This window comes from Pectobacterium versatile, assembly GCF_020166435.1.
Classification (GTDB): domain Bacteria; phylum Pseudomonadota; class Gammaproteobacteria; order Enterobacterales; family Enterobacteriaceae; genus Pectobacterium; species Pectobacterium versatile.
Genome location: NZ_JAINZP010000022.1, coordinates 29,614 through 52,562 on the forward strand (window position 1 = coordinate 29,614; position 22,949 = coordinate 52,562).

23 protein-coding genes are annotated in these 22,949 nt (G+C 55.0%); 10 read left to right on the forward strand and 13 right to left on the reverse strand.

Annotated features, from left to right (window positions below; all coding sequences use genetic code 11):
- Positions 1–272: 272 nt before the first annotated feature.
- From K7X24_RS18345 to K7X24_RS18355, 3 genes are read right to left on the reverse strand one after another with little or no spacing between them, the layout of a single operon-like run.
- Positions 273–818 carry a 1,2-dihydroxy-3-keto-5-methylthiopentene dioxygenase gene (locus K7X24_RS18345; RefSeq protein WP_224556873.1) on the reverse strand — a complete coding sequence of 182 codons (546 nt, stop codon included), beginning with the start codon at positions 816–818 and terminating at the stop codon, positions 273–275.
- Positions 815–1,504 (reverse strand): acireductone synthase, encoded by a 690-nt coding sequence (gene mtnC / locus K7X24_RS18350; protein ID WP_224556877.1) that lies wholly within the window; start codon positions 1,502–1,504, stop codon positions 815–817. The genes K7X24_RS18345 and mtnC overlap by 4 nt, the downstream gene beginning before the upstream one ends.
- On the reverse strand, positions 1,501–2,118 hold the full coding sequence (locus K7X24_RS18355; RefSeq protein WP_224556881.1) for a methylthioribulose 1-phosphate dehydratase: 618 nt from the start codon (positions 2,116–2,118) through the stop codon (positions 1,501–1,503). The genes mtnC and K7X24_RS18355 overlap by 4 nt, the downstream gene beginning before the upstream one ends.
- 180 nt (positions 2,119–2,298) lie before the next feature.
- Here K7X24_RS18355 and K7X24_RS18360 point away from each other — a divergent pair, with 180 nt between their 5' ends.
- The gene (locus tag K7X24_RS18360) at positions 2,299–3,456 is read left to right on the forward strand and encodes a pyridoxal phosphate-dependent aminotransferase (protein ID WP_224556884.1); all 1,158 of its coding nucleotides are present in this window, start codon (positions 2,299–2,301) and stop codon (positions 3,454–3,456) included.
- Positions 3,444–4,211: an amidohydrolase gene (locus K7X24_RS18365; protein ID WP_224556888.1), complete on the forward strand. Its 768-nt coding sequence runs from the start codon at positions 3,444–3,446 to the stop codon at positions 4,209–4,211. The genes K7X24_RS18360 and K7X24_RS18365 overlap by 13 nt, the downstream gene beginning before the upstream one ends.
- A 20-nt stretch (positions 4,212–4,231) precedes the next feature.
- On the opposite strand, the gene hpxK is transcribed toward K7X24_RS18365, so the two are convergent.
- The 7 genes from hpxK to K7X24_RS18400 all read right to left on the reverse strand — a co-directional run bounded on the left by hpxK (position 4,232) and on the right by K7X24_RS18400 (position 11,152).
- Entirely contained in the window at positions 4,232–5,494 is a 1,263-nt protein-coding gene (gene hpxK, locus K7X24_RS18370) for an allantoate amidohydrolase (protein ID WP_224556907.1), read from the reverse strand.
- Entirely contained in the window at positions 5,491–6,735 is a 1,245-nt protein-coding gene (locus K7X24_RS18375; protein WP_107333369.1) for a pyridoxal-phosphate-dependent aminotransferase family protein, read from the reverse strand. Before K7X24_RS18375 ends, hpxK begins: the two co-directional genes overlap by 4 nt.
- A gap of 93 nt (positions 6,736–6,828) precedes the next feature.
- Positions 6,829–7,572, reverse strand: coding sequence for an amino acid ABC transporter ATP-binding protein (locus K7X24_RS18380; RefSeq protein ID WP_103862946.1), 744 nt, complete (start codon positions 7,570–7,572; stop codon positions 6,829–6,831).
- Positions 7,553–8,206: an amino acid ABC transporter permease gene (locus tag K7X24_RS18385; RefSeq protein WP_029368898.1), complete on the reverse strand. Its 654-nt coding sequence runs from the start codon at positions 8,204–8,206 to the stop codon at positions 7,553–7,555. The genes K7X24_RS18380 and K7X24_RS18385 overlap by 20 nt, the downstream gene beginning before the upstream one ends.
- Positions 8,206–8,871 carry an amino acid ABC transporter permease gene (locus tag K7X24_RS18390; RefSeq protein WP_010306971.1) on the reverse strand — a complete coding sequence of 222 codons (666 nt, stop codon included), beginning with the start codon at positions 8,869–8,871 and terminating at the stop codon, positions 8,206–8,208. The genes K7X24_RS18385 and K7X24_RS18390 overlap by 1 nt, the downstream gene beginning before the upstream one ends.
- Positions 8,872–8,883: 12 nt before the next feature.
- The gene (locus K7X24_RS18395; RefSeq protein ID WP_044209159.1) at positions 8,884–9,690 is read right to left on the reverse strand and encodes a transporter substrate-binding domain-containing protein; all 807 of its coding nucleotides are present in this window, start codon (positions 9,688–9,690) and stop codon (positions 8,884–8,886) included.
- A gap of 622 nt (positions 9,691–10,312) precedes the next feature.
- A complete protein-coding gene (locus K7X24_RS18400) occupies positions 10,313–11,152 on the reverse strand; it encodes a MurR/RpiR family transcriptional regulator (protein ID WP_224556910.1) in 840 nt (279 codons plus the stop codon).
- 197 nt (positions 11,153–11,349) lie between these two features.
- Between K7X24_RS18400 and K7X24_RS18405 the strand changes: the two genes are divergently transcribed.
- Genes K7X24_RS18405 through hpxZ form a run of 4 tightly spaced genes read left to right on the forward strand, consistent with a single transcriptional unit; the run spans position 11,350 to position 15,109 of the window.
- Entirely contained in the window at positions 11,350–12,954 is a 1,605-nt protein-coding gene (locus tag K7X24_RS18405) for a gamma-glutamyltransferase family protein (protein ID WP_224556914.1), read from the forward strand.
- A 25-nt stretch (positions 12,955–12,979) separates the two neighbouring features.
- Entirely contained in the window at positions 12,980–13,192 is a 213-nt protein-coding gene (hpxX, locus tag K7X24_RS18410) for an oxalurate catabolism protein HpxX (protein ID WP_102119131.1), read from the forward strand.
- A gap of 11 nt (positions 13,193–13,203) precedes the next feature.
- Positions 13,204–14,679, forward strand: a complete 1,476-nt coding sequence (locus K7X24_RS18415) for an AtzE family amidohydrolase (RefSeq protein ID WP_224556917.1) — start codon at positions 13,204–13,206, stop codon at positions 14,677–14,679.
- A 43-nt stretch (positions 14,680–14,722) separates the two neighbouring features.
- Complete coding sequence (hpxZ, locus tag K7X24_RS18420) at positions 14,723–15,109, forward strand: oxalurate catabolism protein HpxZ (protein WP_224556964.1); 387 nt, start codon at positions 14,723–14,725, stop codon at positions 15,107–15,109.
- Between the two features lie 47 nt (positions 15,110–15,156).
- On the opposite strand, the gene K7X24_RS18425 is transcribed toward hpxZ, so the two are convergent.
- On the reverse strand, positions 15,157–15,549 hold the full coding sequence (locus K7X24_RS18425; RefSeq protein ID WP_224556919.1) for a VOC family protein: 393 nt from the start codon (positions 15,547–15,549) through the stop codon (positions 15,157–15,159).
- 669 nt (positions 15,550–16,218) lie between these two features.
- On the opposite strand from K7X24_RS18425, the gene proV reads away from it, so the two are divergent.
- From proV to proX, 3 genes are all read left to right on the forward strand, one after another.
- Complete coding sequence (gene proV / locus K7X24_RS18430; protein WP_224556922.1) at positions 16,219–17,421, forward strand: glycine betaine/L-proline ABC transporter ATP-binding protein ProV; 1,203 nt, start codon at positions 16,219–16,221, stop codon at positions 17,419–17,421.
- Positions 17,414–18,661: a glycine betaine/L-proline ABC transporter permease ProW gene (gene proW, locus K7X24_RS18435; RefSeq protein WP_224556925.1), complete on the forward strand. Its 1,248-nt coding sequence runs from the start codon at positions 17,414–17,416 to the stop codon at positions 18,659–18,661. The genes proV and proW overlap by 8 nt, the downstream gene beginning before the upstream one ends.
- Before the next feature lie 296 nt (positions 18,662–18,957).
- Entirely contained in the window at positions 18,958–19,962 is a 1,005-nt protein-coding gene (gene proX, locus K7X24_RS18440) for a glycine betaine/L-proline ABC transporter substrate-binding protein ProX (RefSeq protein WP_103972247.1), read from the forward strand.
- A gap of 105 nt (positions 19,963–20,067) precedes the next feature.
- Here the strand turns inward: proX and K7X24_RS18445 are convergent, their stop codons facing one another.
- The gene (locus K7X24_RS18445) at positions 20,068–20,958 is read right to left on the reverse strand and encodes an alpha/beta fold hydrolase (protein WP_224556928.1); all 891 of its coding nucleotides are present in this window, start codon (positions 20,956–20,958) and stop codon (positions 20,068–20,070) included.
- Between the two features lie 91 nt (positions 20,959–21,049).
- Here K7X24_RS18445 and K7X24_RS18450 point away from each other — a divergent pair, with 91 nt between their 5' ends.
- Positions 21,050–21,631 (forward strand): CGNR zinc finger domain-containing protein, encoded by a 582-nt coding sequence (locus tag K7X24_RS18450; protein WP_211026193.1) that lies wholly within the window; start codon positions 21,050–21,052, stop codon positions 21,629–21,631.
- 135 nt (positions 21,632–21,766) lie between these two features.
- On the opposite strand, the gene K7X24_RS18455 is transcribed toward K7X24_RS18450, so the two are convergent.
- On the reverse strand, positions 21,767–22,927 hold the full coding sequence (locus K7X24_RS18455) for a lactonase family protein (protein ID WP_103862957.1): 1,161 nt from the start codon (positions 22,925–22,927) through the stop codon (positions 21,767–21,769).
- Positions 22,928–22,949 lie beyond the last annotated feature (22 nt).

Consider the following 22,949-nt stretch of genomic DNA (forward strand, 5'->3'; position numbering starts at 1 on the left):
AGTAATGAAAACGTTCCATGTGGCATCCTTGACGCTATTCCTTTTAAAAAAATACGCGTAAAGAATAACAAGATGTTCGCAGAGCCAATAGCACAAAAAAAGGACTAAAACGAAGCAAGCCCATTGATTAATATTAAAATAATATCATTAAGAATAAATTAGATAACTAACTAAAAAACTCAATCATCATCTAAGAACAGGGCATCCACCCTGTTCTTAGACTATTGATAAACCATTTTCGTCCGTGGAATAAAGGCATAAAGCCCTACGCGCTAGCGCTCCAATTTCGGATACGCATCCGCGATCTTATCGCTGGTGAAATGCGCTATCCACCCTTCCGGATTATCGAACAGGCGGATGGCGGTGAAGTGCGGCTCTGGCCCCATATCAAACCAGTGCGCCGTGCCTGCGGGTACGGACAGCAGATCGTTTTTCTCACACAGAATCTGGTAAATTTTGCCGTTCAGGTGCAGACAGAACAGCCCCGCACCTTCCACGAAAAAGCGCACTTCGTCTTCATGGTGAACATGCTCGGATAAAAACTTGGTGCGTAGTTCCGCACGCTGCGGATTATCGGAACGCATGCTGATGACGTCCCAGCTCTGATAGCCTTTCTCTGCCACCAGCTTATCGATTTCATGCTGATAAACCGCAAGCACTTCTTCAGACGACGGCGCATCGCTCAGCTTCTGGCTGGCTTCCCAGCGTTCAAAACGCACGCCGATGTCGTTCAGCTGTTTCTGAATCGCCTCGGCATCCTGACTTTGCCAAATCGGCTGGCTCGCATCGCTGTCGCTAAAAATGGTTAATCCACTCATTGGGCGTACTCCGGTAAGTCGATCTGGTCAAAACGTGCCACCTGACGGTGACGGCTTACGCTATCCGCATCATCACGGATAAGCTGACAGGTGTGCCAACCGGCCTCCTGAGCGGCATCCAGTTCCTGACGAATGTCCGACAGGAACAACAGTTGTTCAGCAGGTATCCCGATGGCTTGCGCAATCGTGCGATAAGAATCGGTCTCCCGCTTCGCGCCGACGCGAGTATCAAAATAATCGCTGAACAGCGGGCGCAGATCACCCGCGTTGCTGTAACCGAATAGCAACTGCTGTGCTTCTACTGAACCTGATGAATACACATACAGGCGCAGGCCCTGCTGCTGCCATGCGGCGAGCTGCGCGGCCACTTCGAGGTACAGGTGCCCCTGAAAATCACCGTTACGGTAGCCCGCGCGCCAGATAATGCCTTGCAGCTGTTTCAGCGCGGTGGATTTACGATCTTCATCCATAAACTGATTCAGCGCGGTAATCAGTGCATCATTATCCGCATCGGGCTGACCCAGCTCCTGGCGCAACGCGTCCAGCGCCTGCGCGATCTCAGGATCGCTACCATGCTGCCGCACCGTGTCGGCCAGTCGTTCACGGGCATAAGGGAACAACACAGTGTGAACAAAACGGATGTCACTGGTGGTGCCTTCAATATCGGTCACGATCGCGTTAATCATGCTTTCGCCTCCAGCAGTCGACGCTGCAATTCGCATTGGAACAGGAACTCTAGTCCTTCCAGATGACGACGTGCTTCTTTCACCGTCGCGCCCCAGCAGTAAAGGCCGTGGCCGCGCACCAGAAAGCCATAGCGTAGCGGCGTGTGGCTGGCGTACTCGGTCACCCGCTGCGCCAGCGCCGGAATATCCTGATCGTTATCGAAAATCGGGATCGCCACGCGATCTAAATGAGTACTCTGCCCGGCCAGCGACTTTTGCATTTCGTAGCCGTGCAGTACCAGTTCAGCACCCTTCTCTACCCGAGACAGTACCGTCGCGTTCACCGAGTGCGTGTGCAGCACCGCACCGATAGTCGGCTCACAGCGATACAGCAGCGTATGCAGCCCCGTTTCAGCCGACGGCGTACGGCCGCTCGGTACATGGTTAGTGGCAATCTCCACCAGCAGGAAATCCTCTGCCTGAAGACTGCCTTTATCTTTACCCGATTCGGTAATCAGGCACTGCGCTTCATCAAGGCGCACGGACATATTGCCGCCCGTCGCCGGACACCAGCCCTTCTCACCTATCCAGTGGCAGGTCGCAAGCAGCGCCGTCAATTGTTGATTTTCAGTCATGAGGCTTCCCGTTTTTGGTCTCTCTGTTTCAAAGCATGCAGTTGCAGGTTTAGATTTTTTCATTATGTCTTAGCACGCAAAGGCATTTAGCCGTTTAAACGTCCAAGCGTCTTGATTGCCAAATACTAACAGCATGTTATATTACCAAGCAATACAGGCTTGCAGGAGTTCCACCCCGCTATGAGCGCCGCTCTGATCCCCGACAGTAAACTGCCTTCGCTGGGCACCACCATCTTTACCCAGATGAGTGCACTGGCCCAACAGCATCAGGCCATCAATCTATCACAAGGTTTCCCTGATTTTGACGGCCCGGATTATTTACAACAGCGGCTGGCGTATCATGTCAGTCAGGGCGCAAACCAATATGCGCCGATGACCGGTGTTGCGCCGCTGCGTCAGGTGATTGCTGAAAAAACCTCAGAGCTGTACGGCTGGCGACCGGATGCCGATAGCGAAGTGACCGTCACCGCGGGGGCGACCGAAGCGCTGTTTGCCGCCATTGCGGCACTGGTGCGTCCCGGCGACGAAGTGATTTGTTTCGATCCCAGCTATGACAGCTATGCACCTGCCGTCACACTGGCTGGCGGCGTACTCAAACGCATCGCCTTGCAGCCGCCTGCATTTCGCGTGGACTGGTCGCATTTTGCCGGTTTGCTGAGCGACCGTACTCGTTTGGTCATCCTGAATACACCGCACAACCCGTCCGCTACCGTCTGGCAGAAGGCTGATTTTGAGCAACTGTGGCAGGCAATTGCCACACGCGACATCTTCGTACTGAGCGATGAAGTCTACGAACACATCTGCTTCGACAGTGAAGGACACGCTAGCGTGCTGGCACACCCGTCGCTGCGTCAACGCGCTATCGCCGTTTCATCGTTTGGCAAAACGTTCCACATGACCGGTTGGAAAGTCGGCTACTGCGTCGCGCCAGCCGCATTGAGTGCGGAAGTCCGTAAGGTTCACCAGTATCTGACGTTCTCCGTGAACACGCCTGCGCAGTTCGCCATCGCCGATATGCTGCGCGAACAGCCGCAACACTGGCGCGAACTACCCGATTTTTACCGTGCCAAGCGCGATCGTTTCATCAAGGCGCTGGCGGGCAGCCGTTTTGAAATTCTGCCCTGCGAAGGCACCTACTTCCTGCTGGCGGACTATCGGGCGATTTCCGCTCTGGACGATGTCAGCTTCTGCCGCTGGCTGACCGAGCACGTTGGCGTCGCGGCCATTCCGCTGTCCGTCTTTTGTGCCGAGCCGTTCCCACATACGTTGATTCGACTATGCTTTGCTAAACAGGAAGCAACGTTGGATGCCGCTGCGGAGCGTTTATGTCGACTTTAAAGATTTCATTGCTGCAACAGCCGCTGGTCTGGCGCGATGGGGAGGCCAATCTCCGCCACTTCGATACCTTACTAGCGGAGATGACAGGGCGTGATGTCATTGTCCTGCCGGAGATGTTCACCACCGGCTTTGCGATGGAGGCCGCCAAAGGCAGTCTGGATCAGTCGGTCGTAGAGACGTGGCTGCATCAGTGGGCGCGGAAGACCAATGCGCTGATCGGTGGCAGCGTCGCCGTGAACACGCCAAAAGGCGCGGTGAACCGGTTCCTACTGGTCGATCCGCACGGCGAGGTGTATCACTACGATAAACGTCACCTGTTCCGCATGGCGGATGAACACCACCACTATCAGGCAGGAACAGAGCGAGTGACCATTGAATGGCGCGGCTGGCGCATCTGCCCGATGATCTGCTACGACCTGCGTTTCCCTGTATGGTCACGCAATCGACAGGATTACGATCTGGCGCTGTATGTCGCCAACTGGCCTGCGCCTCGCGCGGCACACTGGCAGACGCTGCTAGCAGCGCGCGCCATTGAGAATCAGGCCTACGTTGCAGGCTGTAACCGCGTCGGTACCGACGGCAACGGCCACAGCTACCGTGGCGATAGCCTGATTATTAATGCTCAAGGGGAAATTCTGGCCTCTGCCGCCCCCAATCAGCCTGCCCGTCTGGACGCCGAACTGTCGCTGGAAGCGCTGCAAAGCTACCGGGAATCCTTCCCCGCCTGGCGCGATGCCGATCGCTTTACGCTGTAGTGGTTGTGCTGTAGCTGTCGTTACTGTGCAGAGGCGTGGTAGAACACCGCCTGATAGAACGCCTGTAGCGCCAGCGCCACATCTGCCGTGGTAACAGATTCGTCAGGATGGTGGCTGATGCCGCCGCGGCAGCGGACAAACAACATCGCTACTGGCCAGCGTTCGGCGATGGCGATGGCGTCGTGTCCCGCACCGCTTGGTAGCATCAGCGTTTTCCCCTGAACCTGCGTCACCGCCTCATTTAATACCGACTGCAACGCGGGATCGCAGCGAGTTGCCGCAATACGATAATACTCTTCGGCGCTGAACTGGCAGCCGCGCTGGTGCGCGATAGCCTGTCCCAGTGTCAGGAGTCTTTCCAGCAACGCATCCAGCGGCGCATCCTCCGGCCCGCGAATATCCAGCGTCATCTTCACCTCGCCGGGGATGACGTTCGCCGCGCCCGGTAAACACTGCAACGTACCAAACGTAGCGACCAGATGAGGATCGCTTTCTCGCGTTACCCGTTCTGCCTGCGCCATCCAGTCAGCCGCCGCCGCCAGCGCATCCTGCCGCTGCGTCATCGGTACCGTGCCCGCATGCCCTGCCAGACCGAGGAACGTGCAGTTGAGCCGCCGCGCCCCGTTAATCGCGGTGACCACGCCCAACGCCAGATCCTGCTGTTCCAGACACGGCCCTTGTTCGATGTGCAATTCCAGATAGGCGACGATGTCGCTGACCGGACGCGCCGCCAGCGCCACCTCAAGCGGATCCAGCCCCGCAATGGTCAACGCCTGCGCCACGCTGGTGCCTTCTGCATCATGACAATCCAGCCAGTTCTCCGGCCAGGTACCCGTTAGCCCTCGGCTGCCCAGCAGCGTAATGCCAAAACGCGTACCTTCCTCATCGCCGAAGCCGATGATTTCCAGCGCCACGGGCAAACGCGTTCCCTGCTGATGGAAGGCACGCACGACTTCAATCGCCGTCAATACGCCCAGCATGCCGTCATACCGTCCGGCATTGCGCACCGTATCCAGATGCGAACCGAGCAGCAGCGCTGGCGCATCCGGTGTTAATCCTTCATAGCGACCACAAATGTTGCCAACGCTATCCTGCCAGACATTCATGCCCGCTTCGCGCATCCATTCCCCCACCTGCGCATTGGCACGCAGGTGTTCCAGCGACAGATAAACGCGGGTCAACTGGCCGGGCGTTTCGCTAATTTCAGCCAGCGCATCGCAGCGCGACATAATCTGCTCAGCGGCGGCCTGTGCGGCAGCGGGCAACATCAACATTTCACTCATGCACGTCCCTCATCCGCCGCGTAGCAATTCCAGGCGGCCTGCAAGGCTTCACCCTGCACGGTACGGAAGCCAAGTCGATTCAGCACCGCCTCCAGCGCCGTCAGCGTTTGCATCACGCAGTCTTTACGCGCGTTGTAGCCCATCGTGCCAATGCGCCAGATCTTGCCCTGAAGCGGGCCAAACGAGGTGCCGATCTCAATGGCGAAATCTTCCAGCAGCAGCTTACGCACCTGCTCGCCGTGAACGCCGTCAGGAATCACCACGCCCAGCACGTTATTCATTTTGTGGGTCAGCGAACCAAAGGTGTCCAGCCCCATTCCCTGAATCCCCGCCACCAGTGCACTACCGTGCAGCGCATGGCGAGCAATACTGCGATCCAGCCCTTCTTCGAGGATCGTTCGGGCACATTCGCGTGCGGCGAACAGCATGCTCGTCGCCTCGGTATGGTGGTTCAGGCGCTCCGGCCCCCAGTAATCCATCACCATGCCCAGATCGAAATAGTTGGAATAGATCATCTCGTCGTCGCCGTCCTGATGCGCGTCCGTTCGGATCCCCTGTTCGACGCATTTACGCCGGCGGATCACCGCTTCCATCTGCGGGCTGAGCGTGATCGGTGAACTGCCGGACGGCCCGCCGAGGCATTTCTGCAACCCTGCGGAAACCGCATCCAGTCCCCATTTATCCGTTTCCAGCGGGTTACCGCCAAAAGAGGCGGTAGCATCGGTATAGAACAATACGCCGTGACGGCGGCAAATCTCGCCCAGCTCCTCCAGCGGTTGCAGCATGGTGGTCGATGTATCTCCCTGCACCGTCAGCAGTAAACGCGGGCGTACCGCTTTGATCGCATCTTCGATCTGGTCTGGCGAGAACACCTCACCCCACGGCACTTCGATGGTATGAACATCAGCACGGCAGCGGCGGGCAATCTCGCACAGCAGATGACCAAAACGGCCAAACACCGGCACCAGCACCTTGTCACCGGGGCGGATCGCCGACAGCAGAATCGCTTCGATCCCCGCTCGCGAGGTGCCGTCTACCAGCATCGTCCAGCGGTTTTCCGTGCGGAAAAGTTGACGATAGAGCTCCATGACCTGATTCATGTAGTTCGTCATCGCGGGGTCATACTGCCCCACCAGCTGGCTGGCCATTGCCCGTAATACGCGCGGATCGGCATTGATCGGCCCCGGCCCCATCAGCAGGCGATGAGGGGGATTAATTTGCGCGTACAGTTCGCTGTTCATGGTTATGTGCTCCAGATTCTTTACGTTACTGGTCTGCTAATCGAATGATTTTATGCGCGTTTCCGTGCGTGATTAGCTCAAAAGAGAGAAGCCTTACGCTTCCGATAGTCCCCGGACGGAGGCGATAAACTGTTTCAGTTCGCGGGTCTGCGGGTTAGCAAACAGCGTTTTGCTGTCGCCCTGCTCCCAGACGGTGCCCTGATGCATAAACACCACGCGGTCGCCCACTTCACGGGCAAAATTCATTTCATGCGTCACCAGAATCAGCGTCATGCCTTCGGCGGCCAGCTGTTCCAGTACCTTCAGCACTTCACCGACTAATTCAGGATCGAGTGCCGAGGTAATCTCGTCGCACAGCAGGACTTTTGGGCTCATCGCCAATGCGCGGGCAATCGCGACACGCTGCTGCTGACCACCCGACAGATTGCCAGGATAGTAGTGAAGACGCTCGCCCAGCCCGACCTTATTGAGCATCTGTTCACCCAGTTCATGGCATTCCGCCGCGCTTTTTCCCAGCACGCGGCGCGGTGCCAGCATCACGTTTTCCAGCGCCGTCATATGCGGGAACAGATTGAAGTTCTGGAACACCATTCCGACCGAGCGGCTGATTTCCCGCGCCTGCGAATCCCTGTCGGTAACGGTCATCCCGCCCAGCTTGATGCTGCCGTCCTGATAGCCTTCCAGACCGTTCATGCAACGCAATAACGTGCTCTTACCGGAGCCGCTGCGCCCGATGATCGAAATGACTTCGCCCATTTCGATATCCAAATCCACGCCTTTCAGGACATGGTTCTGGCCGTAATATTTTTGAACCTGATTAATGGTGATGAGCGGCATTGAATTTCTTCTCCAGATAGCGGCTGTAGTAAGAGAGCGGATAGCACATCAAGAAATAGCCCAGCGCCACCAATCCGAACACTTTAAACGGCTGATAGGTCACGTTATTCAACATGGTTCCCGCCTTCGTCAGTTCGATGAATCCGATGATCGACGCCAGCGCGGTGCCTTTAATCACCTGCACGGAAAACCCAACGGTAGGTGCGATGGCGATACGCATCGCCTGCGGCGCAATCACCCGATAGAGCGTCTGGCCGAAATCCAGTCCGAGACAGCGCGACGCTTCCCACTGCCCTTTCGGCAAAGCTTCCACGCTGCCACACCAGATATCCACCAAAAAGGCGCTGGTAAAGAGCGTCAGCGCTAGGGCTGCCGCCGTCCACGGGCTCACATCAATGCCGAACAGCGCCAGTCCGAAAAAGGCGAGAAATAGCTGCATCAGCAGCGGTGTCCCCTGAAACAGCTCGGAGTACAGGTGGACAAGGCGCGTCGGCCATTTGCGTTTAGTCAACCGCAGCAGCATCAGCGGAAAGGTCACTATCGCGCCGCCGATGAAAGCCGTCAGCGACAGCAGTAGCGTCCAACGTGCCGCCAGCAGCAGGTTGCGAACAATATCCCAGTCGGTAAATGTCATCATGACTGATTCCCCAGAAAGCGCCGACCCGCCAGCAGTAAGAGTTGTCGCATCAGAACAGACAGCATCAGGTAACACAGTGTGGTTGCCAGATACACTTCAAAGCTCAAAAACGTACGGGATTGAATCAGGTTGGCAGCAAAAGTCAGTTCTTCGTAAGACACCTGCGACACCACCGACGATCCCAGCATGACGATGATGCATTGGCTGACCAGCGCCGGATAAATCCGCTGGAGCGCAGGCGGCAGAATCACACGCAGGAAGGTCTGCATCCGCGTCAACCCCAACACGCGGGCGGCTTCCCACTGGCCTTTCGGCGTTACCTGAATCCCCGCGCGGATAATCTCGGTGCTGTATGCTCCCAGATTAATCAGCATCGCCAACAGCGCGGCCTGTCCGGCGGTGAGCTTCAAGCCCAGACTCGGCAAGCCGAAAACGATGAAGAACAGCTGAACCACAAACGGCGTATTGCGGATCAGCTCGACGTAGACTCCCCATAGCCGACTCAGCAGGGTAGGCTTGCCGCTGCGCAAAGCCGCACCGAAGATGCCGATGGCAATGCCGCCGAGGGTTGCCATGACCGTCAGCTCAATGGTGACCCACAACCCCTCCAGCAACTCAGGCCAGAACGGAAACAGCGCGGAAAAATTAAGCTGATAGGTCATGGCGTGCTCCCGTTAAGCCTTGATGCTGGCTGGCAGCGGCGCTTTCAGCCATTTTTCCGACAGGGTATTGAGCGTGTTGTCTTTCAGTGCTTGCTCAATCAACGCATCGACTTTCGCTTTCAGTGCGGGTTCATCTTTCTTCAGCCCGATGTAGCACGGCGAATCTTTCAGCATAAACTTCGCTACTGGTGCTTTCGTAGGATTCTGCTCGGCGATAGCGGCTACAACCAGGTTACCCGTTGCAACATATTCCACCTGCCCGGATAGGTACGCCGACAGCGTGGTGTTGTTATCTTCGTAGCGCTTAATCTGTGCGGCCTTCGGCGCGATATCCGTCAGCACCATGTCTTCTACTGCACCGCGCGTGACGCCAATACTCTTGCCTTCCAGCGCGTCTGACGATGTCAGCGTGCTGTCTTTCGGCCCAAATACGCCAAGGAAAAATGGTGCATAGGCGCGGCTGAAATCGATCACTTTTTCACGCTCGGCGTTTTTGCCCAGACTGGAGATCACCAGGTCAACTTTGTTGGTTTGCAGATACGGTACGCGGTTAGCACTGGTTACCGGAACCAACTGCAACTTTAGTTTCATCTCTTTCGCCAGGTAGTGGGCGATATCGATGTCATACCCCTGCGGTTGCAGATCCGTCCCCACCGATCCAAACGGCGGGAAATCCTGCGGGACAGCGACACGCAGCACGCCGCGCTTCTCGATATCCTGCAACTGATCGGCCATCGCGCTACCGGCCTGAACCAGTAACATTGCCGCGCCCATCACCGCCAGTAACCCTTTTTTGATGCCCAGTTTATTGATCAACATCGTCTCTGCCCCCGGTTAGTATAATTGAAACGAAAGATTCTTTAAAAACAAAAATTGAAACCATCGTTGCAGATATTAAGCAAGGAGCATGCCAGATCGCATGAGTACTCTTGGCAATGAGGAACAGCGTAGAAGGTCAGAGAATCGTGCTGGAATATGGATATGGAGTATCGGTGGAATGTTTCGGGCGTGATTACAGAGAGATAATTTATGCAACTCATGCACCACGCCCGACGTAGGGCTGCTCAGTCGCCGCAGCCCTACGAACCCTGGCTTTCGGCGTGAATTATGCCGCTACGCGGTACATTCGAAACGCGTGTCATCCTGTCGAACCGCCTGTGACGCGCTCCCGACGCGGCACAGGCTTTCGCAGCGTCCATGCTGCTCATTCGGGATGACCCGCATTTCTCATCATAATTTTTTACGCCTATGAACAGATAACAACGAGAAACAATCCACAGCGCTGCGTCACAAAAATAATCCGGTGCTATCACGCCCGAAACGATCTGCATGACTATATGACAGATCCACATGACGGCATGACACATAAGGGCATCAGAATAGCACCAAACATCAACCATACCGCACTACATTAGTGCAATAGCACCATCCCAACGCCCCATTAGCGTTGCTCTAGCTCATCCAATTCACCATAAAGATCCACGATCTGGTGGATGCGCTGGCGTCCGTCACGCAGCATTTCATGTAATAGCGCGTTACTGATCACATTCACCAAACTCATCGCGGAGGAATAACTGTCAAACGCCGAGACGCTGTCCAGCGGGACGCACAGCGACCAGGTTGCCAGCGACATTAGCGTACTGGCCTGTGGTTCGCACAGCAGCAGCACGGGTACGCCGCGCTTTTGCAACTGTGCCAACAGTGGCTGAATCAGACGCGGACGACGGCGAAACGCCACCACTATCACGACATCCTGCGCAGTGAGATCCACCAGCTCTTCGGATAACGTCTGCCCCGGCTGCGTCAGCAGCGTGACCTGTTGGCGGATCTGGAGCAGCTGTTGGCGCAGGTGCAGCGCCACCGGATAGCTATTGCGCAGCCCAATCAAACACAGGCGCTGCGCCTGCATCAGCGCCTGAATCACCGCGCCAAACTGCACGGGGTCAATCTGGTTTATCCACTGCGTCAGATTCGCCATTTCCTGCTTGTAATGCCGCGCCAGCAGCGTATTCCCCTGCACGGCATCTCGGTTATCCGCCAGCGGTATCCCGCTTTGGCGCAGCGTTCTGAGCTCATCGCGCATGTCACGGTAGCTGGGGTAGCCCAGCCGTTTGAACAACCGACTGACGGTCGCTTTGGAAACACCGCTCAGCCGCGCCAGCTCGGCGCTGTTGTAGCTGATTAAATCGTCAAAGTGATCGAAGATGAAATCCGCGACGCGCTGTTCCTGCGGTGAAAGCTCGCTGTAGCGATCCCGTAATCGTTCATCTATTTGCATCATCGTCTCTCATCCGTTGCGCTTGCTGTAACGTTTGTTTCATGTCGCAGAACATAGCATAGGATTGTCAGGATGATATAGATACCTCCTCCAGCACCGAATACGGACTTTCTACCGCACCGAAAAACTGGAACGCCATTTGCTTATAGCTAAGGTTAATAACTCTTACCCTACATAATATTTAAACAAGGAATCCTGAGATGATGCAAAGCAACACCGCCCCGCTGGGTATGGCGGTAGCACCTCATCATTTAGCCAGTGCCAGCGCGTTGGCCGTTCTGCGTGAAGGTGGAAACGCCATTGAAGCCATGGTCGCGGCGGCGGCAACGATTGCCGTGGTGTACCCACATATGAACGGGATCGGCGGCGACGGCTTCTGGCTGATTCTGCCCCCACACGGCGACCCCGTTGCTATTGATGCCAGCGGGGCAGCGGGGTCGCTGGCCTGCCGTGAGTGGTATCAAGGTGAAAGTCGCATTCCACACCGAGGCCCCAAAGCGGCGCTGACGGTCGCGGGCACCGTCGGCGGCTGGCAGGAGGCGCTGACCTATTCACAAGAACTGGCCTATTCACAAGAAATAGACGGCACACCGATGCCGCTGGCTCGTCTGCTATCTGACGCGATTCGCTATGCGGCCGACGGCATTCCCGTCACGCAGTCTCAGGAGGATGCGCTCACCCAGCGCTACCACGAGCTGAGCGATTTTCCAGCCTTTAGCCAGCTGTTTATGCCGCAGGGGAATATCCCGCGCGCGGGCAGCCGTTTCACGCAGCCGGATTTAGCCGATACCCTGACAACGCTGAGCCTTGAAGGGCTGGATAGCTTTTATCGCGGATCCGTCGCCGCCCGGCTGTCGGCACAGATGGCGCAGCTCGGTATGCCGCTGACGGCGGACGATCTGGCAAATTACCGCGCCAAACGAACCACGCCGCTGGTGCTGAAGCACAGTAAAGGCGATATCTATAACCTCGCGCCGCCGACGCAGGGACTGGTGTCGCTCGCCATTCTCGGCCTGACCGATCATTTAGACATGGAAGATCTGAACGATAGCCAGACAATCCATCGCATTGTCGAATCGACCAAACTGGCGTTTGGCCTGCGTGACCGCTTCATTACCGATCCTAAGCAAATGACGCAGGACGTGCAGGCGTTGCTGGAAAACGATGCGCTCGGCGTGCTGGCTCGGCAGGTCGATACCCGCAAAGCCGCGCCGTGGGGAGAAGGCAAAGGCCCCGGCGACACCGTCTGGATGGGCGTCTGCGACAGCAGCGGCCTGTGTGTGTCTTTCATTCAAAGCATTTACCATGAATTTGGCAGCGGCGTGGTCTTGCCGGGAACGGGCGTGCTTTGGCAGAACCGTGGTGCCTCGTTTAGCCTCGATCCGGCACACTTACTGGCGTTAGAGCCCGGTAAACAGCCGTTTCATACCTTAAATCCTGCCGCTGCACGCCTGTCCGACGGTCGAACCATGGTCTACGGCTCGATGGGCGGAGACGGACAACCTCAGACGCAGGCGGCCATCTTTATCCGTCACGTCCAGCAAGGGCTGCCGCTACAACAGGCGATTACCGCCCCTCGCTGGCTGCTGGGCCGTACCTGGGGACAAGCTTCCGATACGCTGAAAATCGAAGATCGCTTTAAACCCGCGACCGTGGATGCCCTACGTCAGCTAGGTCACGACATCGAGCTGTTGAGCAGCTTTAGCGAAACGGTCGGCCACGCCGGTGCCATCGTACGCCACACCAACGGCATGCTGGAAGGTGCCTTCGATCCGCGCAGCAACGGCAGCGCGGCTGGCTTCTAATCATGAATCAACCGGGAGAATATGTATGACGACCCACTCAATCGATAGCGACACGTTGGCCGCTTATCTTCAACACATGGAAACGCTGCTAGCGCTGCAACTGAGTCAGGAGCGGCGTCAGGAGCTGTTAGTTCAGTTCAGCCGCATTCACGCCATGGCGCAGCCGTTAATGGAATTCCCTCTTGATGAGCATCAGGAAATTGCTGGGGTTTATACGCTAGGAGCTTATACGCTATGAGTCTACCTGCTATGAATAGACCTTCAGCGTTATCTATCCGGCAGATTCAGCAAGGTTTGCAGGCTGGCACGTTCTCCGCCAAGGAGCTTGCACAGCAGGCATTGGGCGCCATTGAGCAGACCAACCCCACGATTAATGCCTATACCCACGTTACCGGTACTCGCATGTTGGCAGAAGCAGAGCGCATCGACTCAAGCCGTCAACGCGGGGAAGCCTTGCCCACGCTGGCCGGCGTGCCTTACGCCGTCAAGAACCTGTTTGACGTCAGCGGAGAAACCACGTTGGCAGGTGCCGAACTTTTCAGCCAGCGACCACCCGCGGCACAGGACGCCTTTGCCATCCGTCAGCTTGCCAGTCAGGGCGCACTGCTGTCCGGCATGTTGAATATGGATGCCTATGCTTACGGCTTTACCACCGAAAACAGCCATTACGGCCCCACGCGCAACCCGCTCGATACACAGCGCATCGCGGGTGGATCGTCTGGCGGATCGGCCGCCGCCGTCGCAGCAGGCTTAGTTAACTTCACGCTGGGTAGCGACACCAATGGCTCGATCCGCGTGCCGTCGTCGCTATGCGGCATTTTCGGGCTAAAGCCGACGTTTGGCCGTTTATCACGCCACGGCAGCCACCCGTTTGTCGCCAGCCTCGACCATATCGGTCCGCTGGCGCGTAGCGCAGACGATCTGGCACTGGTGTTCGACGCCTTACAAGGTCGTGATGAACACGATCGTTTTCAGGCCAAACGGGAAACGCAGCATACCGCTGCACAGTTGGAAGCGGGCAGCGACGGATTACGCTACGCAGTGCTCGATGGCTATTTCTCCTCCTGGGCCAGCGAGGAAGCCAACACCGCCGTCCGCCAAGTCGCACAGGCGCTGGGCGCGCAGGACAGCCTGACGCTAACCGATGCCGCACTGGCACGTAGCGCCGCCTTTATTCTGTCGGCCAGCGAAGGGGGCAACCAGTATTTGCCAGCCTTACGTTCGCAGCCTGAGCGCTTCGAGCCCCTGTCACGCGAGCGCCTGCTGGCTGGCACCATGATCCCCGCCGCTTGGTATGTGCAGGCTCAGCGCTTCCGTAATTATTTTCGTCAACAGACGCTGGCGCTATTTGAGCACACCGACCTGCTGATCGCCCCGGCAACGCCCTGCTCCGCCACGCTTATCGGGCAGGAAACTATGCGCATTAATGATACCGACCTGCCCGTCCGCGCCAGTATGGGCATGCTAACGCAGCCGATCTCTTTTGTCGGGCTACCCGTCGTGACGGTACCGATGGCGACCGCGAGCGGCCTGCCGATAGGTGTGCAGATTATTGCCGCACCGTGGCGCGAGGATCTTTGCCTGCGGACGGCATGGGCGCTGGAGCAGCAGGGCATCACTTATACCCGTCATACTTCAAGTTGCATGTGCGTTGGCTGCGCTCAGTTACCCGAATCACTTACCAGTGTAAGCTCATCGGGATGCCTTCCCTTGCCGCCTGCCTGAAACTCGAATTATTTAGGGTAGTTATTTTATGAGGAAAGAAAATATGTTGCCTGACGATATCAATCAGCCGGATGTACTGGCAGACGTGACTGACGCGTTCTATCGCTATGAGAAAGCCTTAACGGGTAATGACATTGCGGTGCTGGATGAACTGTTCTGGCACGATGAAAAAACAGTGCGCTACGGTGCGGGAGAAAATCTGTACGGGATAGAGGAAATCCGAGCCTTTCGCCTCGCTCGCCCTTCTGCCGGTCTGGACAGAACGCTGCGTAATACCGTGATCACCGCTTATGGTCATGATATGGCCGTCGCCAGCACGGAATTTACCCGCACAGGCAGCGCGAAGATCGGCCGCCAAATGCAAACCTGGGTAAGAATGCCAGAAGGCTGGCGCATTGTCGCCGCCCACGTCAGCCTGATGAGTGAATGACAACGGGGAATTTTTCCCCCGATTACTCCATCTAACCGCTCCGAACGTTAAAGCTGGCGGTGATACACCGCTTCAATGTTGTACCCATCGGGGTCGTGCACAAATGCAGCGTAATAATCCTGATGGTAATTCGGGCGCAGCCCCGGAGCACCATTATCTTCGCCCCCCGCTGCAATAGCAGCAGAAAAAAAAGCATCAACACGCTCTCGCGAGGCGGTGCTGAAGGCAAAATGCACAGCCGAGCAGGGCTCGCCCTTTGACTGATAAATCCAGAATTCACCACCGGGATCGCTTGACTGCCCATAGCCTTCCGGCACAGCAAAACTGACGGCAAATGACATGTCCTTAATCAGGCTGTAACCCAACGGCTTGAGTGCCGCTTCATAGAATTGTCGGCTACGGGCAATATCCCGTACTGGGATGCTCAGGTGATCTAACACGATGGCCTCTTTCGAACGTCACTATGGATGATGTTTGACCATATATAGCCCTATATTTTATCAGGATAATGCGATCGCGATCGGCAAAATAGAAATGCACGATCGTGTACGAAGCCTCTCACCACATTGGTACAGCCCCTCACTTTTATTACTCTGCAAAAATGACAAATATATTATTCAGAACACTCTCATTTATTGGTAAGAATTAACGCAATCATTTTGCCCATTATATCTTTGCTATACTGTATAAAATACCGACAGATATCATAAGTAAAAAATGTACTTACGTCGGCCTATTCGGGTGTCTATAAGACAAAAATCGTGATTTATTTACCCTATTATTCGATTAGTGAAATTCACTATAAATGGTGATGTATTCACAATCAGAAAAGGTTATATCGCCTGCGAATTCAACACGTAGAAATCAACAGGTAACACACTGTTATAAAAAGAATTACCCTTCCAATGAAAAATCATAAAAATCACGTAAATCATGAAGATAAGGCAGTAACAATAGCGTTACTGTTATCGCGAATATTATCCTTACAGGAAACACCTTGAGGCAATCAAGGGTTGTCTCAGAATCTGAGTATGGTAGGGTAGATTATGTTTAATCATTATCAGGGTTACGTTATAGAATTATAAACGACACAGGAAAACAATAATTTCATGGCAATTAAACTTGAAGTAAAGAATCTTTATAAGATATTTGGCGAGCACCCAGACAGAGCATTTAAACTGATTGATAAAGGCCTGAGCAAAGATCAGGTATTTGAAAAAACAGGGCTTACTGTCGGGGTAAAAGATGCCAGTCTGGCCATTGAAGAAGGCGAGATATTTGTCATCATGGGATTATCCGGTTCCGGCAAATCAACCATGGTACGCCTTCTCAATCGTCTGATAGAACCCACTCGGGGTCAGGTACTGATCGATGGCGAGGATATCTCCAGGATATCCGATACCGCGCTGCGCGACGTGCGCCGCAAGAAGATCAGTATGGTGTTCCAATCCTTTGCGCTCATGCCGCATCTGAACATCCTCAACAATACCGCGTTTGGTATGGAACTGGCTGGCGTACCGAAAGCGGAACGTGAGCAAAAAGCGCTGGATGCCTTGCAACAGGTAGGGCTTGACGCCTACGCGGCGTCTTACCCGGATGAGCTGTCCGGCGGGATGCGACAGCGTGTCGGTCTGGCGCGTGCGTTGGCAAACGACCCCGATATCCTGCTGATGGATGAGGCGTTCTCCGCGCTTGATCCGCTGATCCGTACTGAAATGCAGGATGAGTTGATCAAGCTCCAGTCTCGTCATCAACGCACTATCGTCTTTATCTCGCACGATCTGGATGAAGCGATGCGCATCGGTGACCGGATTGCCATCATGCACGGCGGTGAAGTGATTCAGGTCGGTACACCCGATGAAATCCTGAATAACCCCGCCAATGACTATGTGCGCACCTTTTTCCGCGGTGTCGATATCAGCCACGTGTTTAGCGCCAAAGATATCGCCCGTCGTCGCCCGGTCACCTTGATTCGTAAAACCCCCGGCGTGGGGCCGCGTTCCGCGCTGAAGATCCTTCAGGATGAAGACCGTGATTACGGCTACGTGCTGGAAGGTGGGAAACGTTTCATTGGCATCGTGTCTATTGATTCACTGAAACAGGCGCTGAAAGAACAGCAGCCGCTGGAACAGGCGTTACTGCCCGAACCTGTTCCCGTGCCCGCAGATATGTCACTCAACGAGCTGATTTCTCAGGTCGCACAGGCTCCCTGTGCCGTCCCTGTCGTTGGCGAGAACAATGAGTACATAGGCATCATTTCCAAAGGAATGCTGCTACAGGCACTGGATAAGGAAGGAGTGACCAATGAGTAAATCAACATCGAATCCGTGGGATGCGACCACTGCACAAAACCAGACGGCCGATCAAGGTACAACCCCTGAGCAGGCCAATGGCGCACAGCAAAACGATCCGTGGGCGGCCAGCTCGCAAAACGCTCCAGCCGATTCTGCACCAGCGAGTGAAGCACAGAGCGATCCTTGGTCCACCGGCGCGCCTGCTCAGGATGCCCCCGCCAACGGCGGCGACGCATGGAGCAGTGCTCCGGCACCCGATGGTTCTGTCGATGCCGCGCATCAGGCTACGCAATCCGGCAGTGACTGGTTAAACAGCGCTGCCCCGGCGACGCCCGAGCATTTCAACCTGCTCGATCCGTTTAAAGACACGTTGATCCCGCTGGACAGTTGGGTGACCCACGGCATCGACTGGGTTGTACTGCACTTCAGACCGATCTTTCAGGGCGTTCGCGTCCCAGTTGACTTTATTCTGGGCGGCTTTCAACAATTCCTGCTGGGTATGCCAGCGCCGATCGCCATTCTGGTGTTTTCGCTGATTGCCTGGCAGATGTCCAGCCTCGGCATGGGCGTGGCTACCCTGTTGTCTCTCATCGTGATTGGCGCGATTGGTGCCTGGTCGCAGGCTATGATCACGTTAGCGCTGGTACTGACTGCGCTGTTCTTCTGCGTGCTCATCGGGCTCCCCGTCGGGATCTGGCTGGCACGTAGCGAACGGGCTGCGAAGTTCATCCGGCCGCTGTTGGATGCCATGCAGACGACGCCCGCGTTCGTTTATTTGGTGCCTATCGTCATGCTGTTCGGTATCGGTAACGTGCCGGGTGTGGTGGTGACCATTATCTTTGCCCTGCCGCCGATTATTCGCTTAACGATTCTGGGTATTCGTCAGGTACCAGCCGATCTGATTGAAGCCGCCGAGTCATTCGGTGCCAGCCCGCGCCAGATGCTGTTTAAGGTTCAGCTCCCGCTGGCCATGCCGACCATCATGGCAGGCGTTAACCAGACGCTGATGCTGGCGCTGTCGATGGTCGTTATCGCCTCGATGATCGCCGTAGGCGGTCTGGGTCAGATGGTACTGCGCGGCATTGGCCGTCTGGATATGGGTCTGGCTGCCGTCGGTGGTGTCGGGATCGTCATTCTGGCCATTATTCTTGACCGCCTTACCCAGTCTCTGGGACGCGATCGCCGCAGCAAAGGCAACAAAAGCTGGTACGCCAGCGGCCCGATTGGCCTGCTGACCCGTCCTTTCATCAAGCAATAACGCTCGTCCCGCTTGTCTGGCACACGTCAGACAAGCGGCGACATTCACTATTCGTTTTATTAGCGACGCAACAATATACCCTAAATAATTCGAGTTTCAGGCAGGCGGCAAGGGAAGGAGTCCCGATGAGCTTACATAGGTAAGTGATTCGGGTGACTGACAACTCTGCCAAAGGCAGATTTGAACGCTGCTGGCAGCGGCCCCAACGGGGCGAGGTACACGTAAGTGTGCCGAGTAACGCAGCCAACGCACATGCAACTTGAAGTATGACGGGTATAAAAACAGAGGGAATCATGATGCGTAACACCAAACTTTGGGCCGCCGCCCTGACCACCGCCCTGTTGAGTACACAGGTTTACGCCGCCGATACCGCACAACCCGGCAAAGGCATTTCCGTTATTCCAGTGCAAAGCACCATCTCCGAGGAAACGTTCCAGACGCTGCTGGTCAGCCGCGCGTTGGAAAAGCTGGGCTATGACGTGCAGTCCCCCCGTGAAGTGGACTACAACGTGGCCTACACCTCGATCGCCTCCGGCGATGCAACGTTTATCGCGGTTAACTGGGACCCGCTGCACGCCGATCAGTACAAAGCCGCTGGCGGGGATGCGAAATTCTACCGTCAGGGTGAATATGTCTCCGGTGCCGCTCAGGGTTACCTGATCGACAAGAAAACGGCTGAAAAATATAAAATCACTAATATTGCGCAGCTAAAAGATCCGAAAATCGCCAAGCTGTTTGATACCAACGGCAACGGTAAAGCCGACCTGACGGGCTGTACGCCGGGCTGGGGATGTGAAGCCGCCATCAACCACCACCTTCCTGCCTATGGCTTAACCGACACGGTAGAACATAATCAGGGGAACTATGCGGCGATGATCGCCGATACCATCACCCGCTACAAAGAAGGCAAGCCGATTCTGTACTACACCTGGACGCCGTACTGGGTAAGTGACGTGCTGGTTCCGGGACGTGATGTGGTCTGGTTGCAGGTACCTTTCTCTTCTCAACCGGGAGAAATGAAAGATGTCAGCACCAAGCTGCCAAACGGTGCCGACTATGGCTTCCCCGTCAACACGATGAAGATTGCCGCGAATAAAGCGTGGGCCGAGAAAAACCCAGCAGCGGCGAAGCTGTTCGCCATCATGAAGTTGCCAATTGCAGATGTGAATGCACAGAACCTGCGCATGCATGAAGGGCAAGGTTCACAGAAGGATATCGAACGTCATGTTGATGGCTGGATCAAAGCCCACCAGCAACTGTTTGACGGCTGGGTGAAAACCGCTGCCGATGCCGCGAAATAATCACCGGTAAGCGAACGCCCCTTTCCAACGAAAGGGGCGTTCGTTTTCTCATTTCTCGCAACAACAGTTCACAACCCTGACGCCTCACCAAGCCCAATCAGAAAATCATTTTATATTTTCGTCCAAGAATGCATGGATGACGGGGATGATTTCACTTCCATGTGTTTCTAAAGCAAAGTGTCCAGTATCGTAGAAACGGATATCGGCATGGGGAATATCCCTCTTCCACGCTTCAGCGCCGGCTGGCAAAAAGTAAGGGTCATGGCGGCCCCAGACAGCAAGCAGCGGCGGTTGCTTCTCACGGAAGTAAGCCTGGAATTCAGGATAACGCTGAACATTGGAGGCGTAATCCAGCACCAGATCCAATTGAATATCAGCATTACCTGGGCGGGACACATGCAGCCCTTCAAGGGTATATCCATCAGGGGAGACAAGACTGGTATCACTCACGCCTTCTAAATATTGCCATTTAACGGAAGCGGCTGTCGGAAAATCATGAAGGGCCGCACGATTCTCTGCCGTCGGTGATTGCCAATATCGTCTGATTCCATCCCATCCTTGCGCCAAACCTTCTTCGTAAGCATTACCGTTCTGCGAAATAATTGCCGTGATGCGATCAGGATGAGCCGTAGCGAGACGCCATCCAACCGGTGCGCCATAGTCATGAACCATGATCGCATAACGCTCAAGCTTCAGGTGTTCAGTGAAGCGTTCGATCGTTTTCGCCAGATTGTCAAACGTATAGTCATACTCATCGCTTCCCGGCGATTCAGTGAAGCCGAAGGACGGCAGATCGGGAGCAATCACGTGATAATTCTCAGCAAGTACGGGAATCAGTTCTCGAAACATGTACGAGGATGCAGCGAATCCATGCAGTAGCAAAATGCTGGGCGAGGATGGTTTTCCTGCTTCGCGATAGAAAATGTTTACGTTACCCACCTGCTCATAGCGGTAATGGACTTGGGTCTCGGATGTCGTTGCTATATCAGTATTCACAGTCTTTTTTCCTTTGTAACCCTTAAAGTGATAATTTGAAGGTTACTCAAATCTAGTGTAACCTGTCAATATCATTTTAAGGGTTACACCAATGAACACATCACCGACAACTCAGCCTCACTTTCTCGCGAACAATCTAGCGTTGGACCTCATCAACAGTGCATTTGGAACAGGAAACGAATACCACGACTGTTTGACCGATGACGAAAGTGTCATCGCCTGGCTTAAAGCGGCTAAGCAACTACCTGAAAATTTTACAGACACGCCGACAGGCCTGATTAATGAAGCTCTGGCATTGCGTCAGGCAATGGTCCAGACAATAGATGCCATCCGATCGGGTAAGGAATATAACCCCGAACGAATAAACCAAATCCTTGATAGTGGACGGCCAGTAAGAATGCTGGAGTGGAATAGCCAGCAGGCTGGTTTTAGCGTAGTTGAATGCAGGAGGGATAATAGCAGTGCCAGCTTACTTGAACCGGTAGCAATGGCTCTCACTGCACTGGTCTCAGGGCCTGAGATAAAATATCTTCGCCAGTGTGAGGCGCACGACTGTACTCTGTTCTTTCTGGATACCACTAAATCACATCGTCGGCGATGGTGCAGCATGGCACTCTGTGGCAATAGGATGAAAGTCGCGGCATTCCGCTCGCGTAAGCAGGAAGCAGACTGACGGCGGGAACAATGAACGTTAACGCTGGCCATGAGAAAACGTCAAAAGTACGCCGTTATAGATCAGTTAGAGGCGTCCCCTTTTTGTACTACGCCCCTTTTTTCAGAAAGGGGCGTTCTTTATTGCTGACGGATATTAAGGCAGTTTGACGATTTCGACCCAGTTCGCCCCTTTTCCGGTCGGGAATTGCCCTACTCGCACTAAATCCCCGTTATCCTGATTGATGCGATACACCGACAGCGACGTCGATTTTTCACCGCTGGCGATCAGGAATTTCCCGCTTGGATCGATCTGAATGCCGCGCGGCTGCGTTTCCGTCGGGTAGCGCGTGATGTATTGCAGCTGTCCGGTTTTCGGTTCTACCCGCAGCAGCGTAATCGTGCTTTTAGTACGTTCCGATACGTACAGGAATTGTCCATTTGGCGTCAGACGTAAATCAGCGCTCCATATCTGTGGACGGCTGTCGGTGCTATTTTTATCCGGCGTAATCGTTCCCGCTCGCATTCCTGCATCGGCTGGCACGGTGTCCGTGTAGTCCAACAGCGTGAGCTGCCCTGTATTTTCATTCAGCGCCAAACGCGCGACTTTGCCAGACAGTTCATTGCTCACATAGAGCGTTTTATTATCTGGTGATAACACCAGATGGCGCGGCCCGTTTCCTTTAGGCAGCGTAATTTCTGCCGGTTCATTTGGCGTCAGCGTGCCGGTTTTCGCATCAAACCGGAACTGTACGATTTGGTCGCTGCCCAGGTTGCTGGCAAAAACGAACTTATTTTTGCGATCGGCAATAATACTGTGTGCCTTCTCACCTGTCGGCACCACGGTGACGACACTCGCGTTCACTTTGCCGTCTTTATCAATGCCATTAACGGCGACTTTATTACCGCCGTACGAGGCGCTGAACAGCCACTTTCCAGTTCGATCCGTCGAGATGTAGGCCATGCTGTCCGGCAATTCCGCTTTGCCTAACGGGCTCAGCACGCCGCTTTTAGGATCGATTTTATAGCTAACCGCCGAGTAAGGAATGCCGCGCGTCGCGGCATAGAGGAAGGATTTATCTAGGCTAATAGCCATCGGCATCACTTTCGCGCCAGCGGCTGCTTTCCCAATAGCGGTTAATTCGCCGCTTTGCGTGTTGAGTGTGTAGGCATCGATTGCACCGTCAGTGGCAGCAGAGACGTAGACGGCCGTGACCGCCTGCGCGCCCATCGACCACAGCGCTGCTGCGGGCAGTAGTGCACATCCCATTAACACTGCAACGCTTTTTTTCTTAAATATCTGATAATGCTTAAACATAATGTCCCCTGTCGATAATGTT

Coding starts and splice junctions, on each gene's coding strand:
- K7X24_RS18345 (WP_224556873.1), bottom strand. CDS start 818: ATGAGTGGATTAACCATTTTTAGCGACAGCGATGCGAGCCAGCCGATT.
- mtnC (WP_224556877.1), bottom strand. CDS start 1,504: ATGATTAACGCGATCGTGACCGATATTGAAGGCACCACCAGTGACATC.
- K7X24_RS18355 (WP_224556881.1), bottom strand. CDS start 2,118: ATGACTGAAAATCAACAATTGACGGCGCTGCTTGCGACCTGCCACTGG.
- K7X24_RS18360 (WP_224556884.1), top strand. CDS start 2,299: ATGAGCGCCGCTCTGATCCCCGACAGTAAACTGCCTTCGCTGGGCACC.
- K7X24_RS18365 (WP_224556888.1), top strand. CDS start 3,444: ATGTCGACTTTAAAGATTTCATTGCTGCAACAGCCGCTGGTCTGGCGC.
- hpxK (WP_224556907.1), bottom strand. CDS start 5,494: ATGAGTGAAATGTTGATGTTGCCCGCTGCCGCACAGGCCGCCGCTGAG.
- K7X24_RS18375 (WP_107333369.1), bottom strand. CDS start 6,735: ATGAACAGCGAACTGTACGCGCAAATTAATCCCCCTCATCGCCTGCTG.
- K7X24_RS18380 (WP_103862946.1), bottom strand. CDS start 7,572: ATGCCGCTCATCACCATTAATCAGGTTCAAAAATATTACGGCCAGAAC.
- K7X24_RS18385 (WP_029368898.1), bottom strand. CDS start 8,206: ATGACATTTACCGACTGGGATATTGTTCGCAACCTGCTGCTGGCGGCA.
- K7X24_RS18390 (WP_010306971.1), bottom strand. CDS start 8,871: ATGACCTATCAGCTTAATTTTTCCGCGCTGTTTCCGTTCTGGCCTGAG.
- K7X24_RS18395 (WP_044209159.1), bottom strand. CDS start 9,690: ATGTTGATCAATAAACTGGGCATCAAAAAAGGGTTACTGGCGGTGATG.
- K7X24_RS18400 (WP_224556910.1), bottom strand. CDS start 11,152: ATGATGCAAATAGATGAACGATTACGGGATCGCTACAGCGAGCTTTCA.
- K7X24_RS18405 (WP_224556914.1), top strand. CDS start 11,350: ATGATGCAAAGCAACACCGCCCCGCTGGGTATGGCGGTAGCACCTCAT.
- hpxX (WP_102119131.1), top strand. CDS start 12,980: ATGACGACCCACTCAATCGATAGCGACACGTTGGCCGCTTATCTTCAA.
- K7X24_RS18415 (WP_224556917.1), top strand. CDS start 13,204: ATGAATAGACCTTCAGCGTTATCTATCCGGCAGATTCAGCAAGGTTTG.
- hpxZ (WP_224556964.1), top strand. CDS start 14,723: ATGTTGCCTGACGATATCAATCAGCCGGATGTACTGGCAGACGTGACT.
- proV (WP_224556922.1), top strand. CDS start 16,219: ATGGCAATTAAACTTGAAGTAAAGAATCTTTATAAGATATTTGGCGAG.
- proW (WP_224556925.1), top strand. CDS start 17,414: ATGAGTAAATCAACATCGAATCCGTGGGATGCGACCACTGCACAAAAC.
- proX (WP_103972247.1), top strand. CDS start 18,958: ATGCGTAACACCAAACTTTGGGCCGCCGCCCTGACCACCGCCCTGTTG.
- K7X24_RS18450 (WP_211026193.1), top strand. CDS start 21,050: ATGAACACATCACCGACAACTCAGCCTCACTTTCTCGCGAACAATCTA.
- K7X24_RS18455 (WP_103862957.1), bottom strand. CDS start 22,927: ATGTTTAAGCATTATCAGATATTTAAGAAAAAAAGCGTTGCAGTGTTA.